This is a genomic window from Halomonas sp. 707B3 (genome assembly GCF_024158645.1).
Lineage (GTDB): Bacteria > Pseudomonadota > Gammaproteobacteria > Pseudomonadales > Halomonadaceae > Vreelandella > Vreelandella lionensis.
In genome coordinates this window covers 1-3,726 of sequence record NZ_JAMZBE010000229.1, presented here as the reverse complement: position 1 = coordinate 3,726, position 3,726 = coordinate 1, and the positions used below count along the sequence as shown (strand labels likewise).

At 54.2% G+C, this 3,726-nt stretch carries 4 protein-coding genes; all 4 read left to right on the top strand.

Going from position 1 to position 3,726, the window contains the following annotated elements:
• Window positions 1-414, top strand: a 414-nt coding sequence (locus BIS10_RS17885; protein ID WP_253507381.1) for a M48 family metallopeptidase, incomplete at its 5' end; no start/stop codon positions are given.
• 236 nt (window positions 415-650) lie between these two features.
• Window positions 651-1,553 carry a PHB depolymerase family esterase gene (locus BIS10_RS17880; RefSeq protein ID WP_253507379.1) on the top strand — a complete coding sequence of 301 codons (903 nt, stop codon included), beginning with the start codon at window positions 651-653 and terminating at the stop codon, window positions 1,551-1,553.
• Window positions 1,554-1,811: 258 nt separating this feature from the next.
• On the top strand, window positions 1,812-3,017 hold the full coding sequence (locus BIS10_RS17875; protein ID WP_253507376.1) for a diguanylate cyclase: 1,206 nt from the start codon (window positions 1,812-1,814) through the stop codon (window positions 3,015-3,017).
• Window positions 3,018-3,095: 78 nt separating this feature from the next.
• Window positions 3,096-3,726 (top strand): histidine phosphatase family protein (locus tag BIS10_RS17870; protein ID WP_253507374.1); only part of this gene is annotated, 631 nt, incomplete at its 3' end.

Sequence of the window (3,726 nt, the reverse complement as noted above, 5' to 3'; positions counted from 1 at the left end):
GTGATGGGGCACGAAGTGGCCCACGTGCTGGCTGACCACGGCAATGAACGCCTGACCCAGCAACTAGGCATTAAAGCCGTGCTGTTGGTGGTCGGGTTGCTTGGGGAAGGGGAGTTTGGCAGCCAGCAGTTGATGCAAGCGCTGGGGGTGGGAGCCCAGTTGGGCATTAGCCTGCCGTTTAGTCGCACCCATGAAGAAGAAGCAGATTTGATGGGCTTAGAAGTGATGGCCCGTGCGGGCTTTGACCCGCAGCAGAGCGTAGCGCTATGGCAAAACATGTCCGCCGCTGGCGATGGCCAGCCACCTGAATTTCTCTCTACTCACCCCGCTCATGAATCGCGCATTCGGGCGCTGCAAGGAGCGCTGGAAGAGGCGAGCGCTACTTACCGCGCCGTTGCACCAGCGCGGTGCTAAAAGTTTTATCGCCCTATGTTCGCAAACGAACAGTGAGCGCATACGTTAAAGCGCAAGGTAGCTGTGAACGGGGCAAAGGAACTGCCCAAACAAGGACGTTACGATAGGCGCTGCAAGGAATGCAGCGCAATCTTTTAATATTCCCACTTGCCGTCCCTCTTTTGATTGTACTGCTCATGCGGTTTATATCTGCAAGTGAGATTTAGCGTACATACTCAATGTACCAAGAAGGTGATATGTCTATATATGCCGGTAGCCAAGATTGCTTAACCGACTTAACGCAATTTGGTGCGGACCCTGGTTTGTTAGATGCCTACACGTATATTCCTGATAGTTATTCAAAAAATGGGCCGCTGGTGGTGGTGCTTCATGGCAGCACTCAGTCGGCAGAGAGTTATAACCGTGGAGCCGGTTGGTCCGAATTGGCTGACCAGTGTGGCGTAGCGCTGCTTTATCCTGAGCAGCGAAAAACCAATAACCCTATGAGCAGTTTTAATTGGTTTAAGTCCGGCGATAGCCGTCGTGATGCCGGTGAGCCGCTTTCTATTCATCATATGATTGAGCGTGTCATCAGTGAACACACGATTGACCCTGAGCGTGTGTTTGTTACTGGAATGTCGTCTGGCGGGGCCATGACCTCGGTGATGTTAGCGACATATCCTGAAGTGTTCGCGGGCGGTGCCGTTATTGCAGGTTTACCCTACCGCAGCGCGGATAACTTAATGCAGGCGGCTATTCGTATGAAGGGCTATGGCGGGCCATCCGATCATAAGCTTGATGAGCTGGTACGCGGTGCCTCAACCTTTGAAGGCCCGTGGCCAACCATCTCTGTGTGGCATGGTGGCAGTGACTCTACGGTAGCTACCGCAAACGCAGATTCTATCGTGCGTCAGTGGCAGCAAATTCATCAGGTTGAAGGGGCGCCAACACGGGTAGAAACCGTAGAGGGGGTTCCTCGACAGGTGTGGTGCAGCGACAAAGGGCGAGAAGTTATTGAAGAATACATCATCGAAGGCATGGGGCATGGCACGCCGATTATGGCCGGGGGTGATGATGGTCTCGGGGAAGAAGACAAATACATGCTGGAAGTGGGCATTTCTTCGACCCGCCAGATCGCTCGCTTCTGGGGGCTTGTATAGCAAGCCTCCATCCATAATGACGTTTCTTATTTAGTTCTCACCTATCATTACGGCGCTATAGCGCGCTCTTTCTGACCGATTGGTAAACGTGGAAATCAACCCCAAGCGCATTTGTCTTTTGCAGTGTAAAGTGTGCAAAAAGCGGTTGGGAAATGGCATCGCTAAACACACCATTTATCTGGTATTGGCTGAAATAAATGTAGGGTGCCACCTTTCTAATAATAAAACGTTGCCGTGTGGGTTGGGGAGAGTGGGGCCGTGCCGTTACGCAAAAAAGAGTATCAGGTGCATGGGTTAACGGGCCAATTTTGCGATGCTAGCCGAGAGCGAATGTATCGCCGGTCTATCCTAGAAGGTGTGAGCGGAGAGTTCAGTTTGGCCGTCTGCGTGGCGGCCTGCGTGTTTGGCATGTTCGCTATAGCAGATTACTACCTGCTGGGCTTAACCAGAGAATTCTATCTTCTGATTGCCATGCGTGTAGTGGTGGTAAGTATTTGCTTGTTAGTGGCGTTCAGTGCAAGGCGCTGGAGTAGCGCGGAGTATCGCCCTTGGCTGCATGCCTTGCCGCTTTGGGTATTGGCGACAGGCATTATTTTGATTGTGCCGCTGCGCCCTGAAAGCCTCTCGACGCAAATCACTGCAGTGGTGGTCGCTACCATGGCGTTTTATCTGCTTATTCCCAATTTGCTTACTTTCGCCACGGCTGCCAGCCTGTATTTGAATGTTGGTTTTTTAGTGGTGGCGGTGCTATTTGCGGGGCTAGCGCCTGTTCCTACGCTGTTGCTCTCGCTGCTACTGATTATGGGCAACGTGCTGGGGTTCTTCGCGTTGCTGCGTTTGGAAAGCCTGCAGCGCAAGCAGTATGCATTGCTGCACGAGGAGCGGGAGCAAAACCGTCAGCTTCATCAAGAAATCGCCCATCGGCAGTCGCTGGAAGAGCAGCTGCGGATGCTAGCAGAGCGGGATGCGCTCACTAACCTCAATAACCGCGGTCACTTTATCAAAGTGGCCAACAAGCTACTGCACCGAGCTCAATCTGATAACGTGCCGTTCAGTCTGTTTATGATCGACGTGGATCACTTCAAACACATCAATGATACCTGGGGGCATAGCCACGGGGATTGGGTGCTGATTCGTATTGCTGAGGTTTGCGCCGAAACGATGCGCCCTTCGGATGTGATCGGGCGCTTTGGAGGTGAAGAGTTTGTGGCGGCTCTGCCCAACACCAGCTCTGAGGATGCGCAACGCATTGCCGAACGCCTAAAGCAGCGGGTAGCGGCGCTGTCATTTACCGACGAGATGAGCGAGCTAGGTATCAGCGTTACCATTGGTGTGGCCTCCACCAATGGTGAGGGAGGCGACTTGGAAGCGTTGATTAAGCGCGCGGATGAGATGCTTTATGTGGGCAAGCGCGCTGGAAGAGACCGCGTGGTGGTATGTCGCGATGGCTTAGGGGACGGCTAACAGGTTGCTTTAACGGCCTCGCTAGGCGCTGGGCGTGGTCTAAACTTTGTGAATGACCCTTAGCCTGGGAGGCTTCCCATGCGGCACCTTACCTTAATGCGCCACGCCAAAGCCAAACAGCCCCATGGCGATATGACCGACCACCAACGGCCGCTGCGCAAGCGAGGTGAGCGCCAGGCAGCGGCGATGGCCCATGTGCTGCAGCGCTGGCAAGCGTTGGATGGGGAGATCTTTGTGAGTACAGCGAAGCGCACACGGGAAACCTTTGACGGGATCTCATCGCAACTCCTTACCCACCACTTAGCCAGCCATGTGCTCTTTGATGACGCCCTTTACACGTTTGATAGCGAGGCGCTATTAACATGGCTCAAAGCGCTGCCGGATAAGGCCGAGCGAGTGCTGGTGATTGGGCATAACCCGGCGCTCATTGAACTTGCGCGTTGGTTTAACGATGAAGCGCCGCATTCGCTACCCACCGGCAGCGCGCTGTACTTCACACTACCCGATACCCCTTGGAAAGCCGTGGAAAAGGGCTGTGCCGTTTTGGCGGGTGGCTTGATCCCCGAAACGGCCAGTTACTCGCTTTTTCAGCGCCCTGCCCCCAAACCACCCGACCCCCAACACGATACGGTGAGCCGCATTCGCGACTTGCTGGAGCACCAGAGTCGAATGATCGGTGCTTTAAAGCCTGGCGTCATGGCGGGGATTG

Bases quoted from the DNA above. Each gene is read 5' to 3' on its own strand.
- BIS10_RS17880 (WP_253507379.1), top strand. From the start codon at position 651: ATGTCTATATATGCCGGTAGCCAAGATTGCTTAACCGACTTAACGCAA.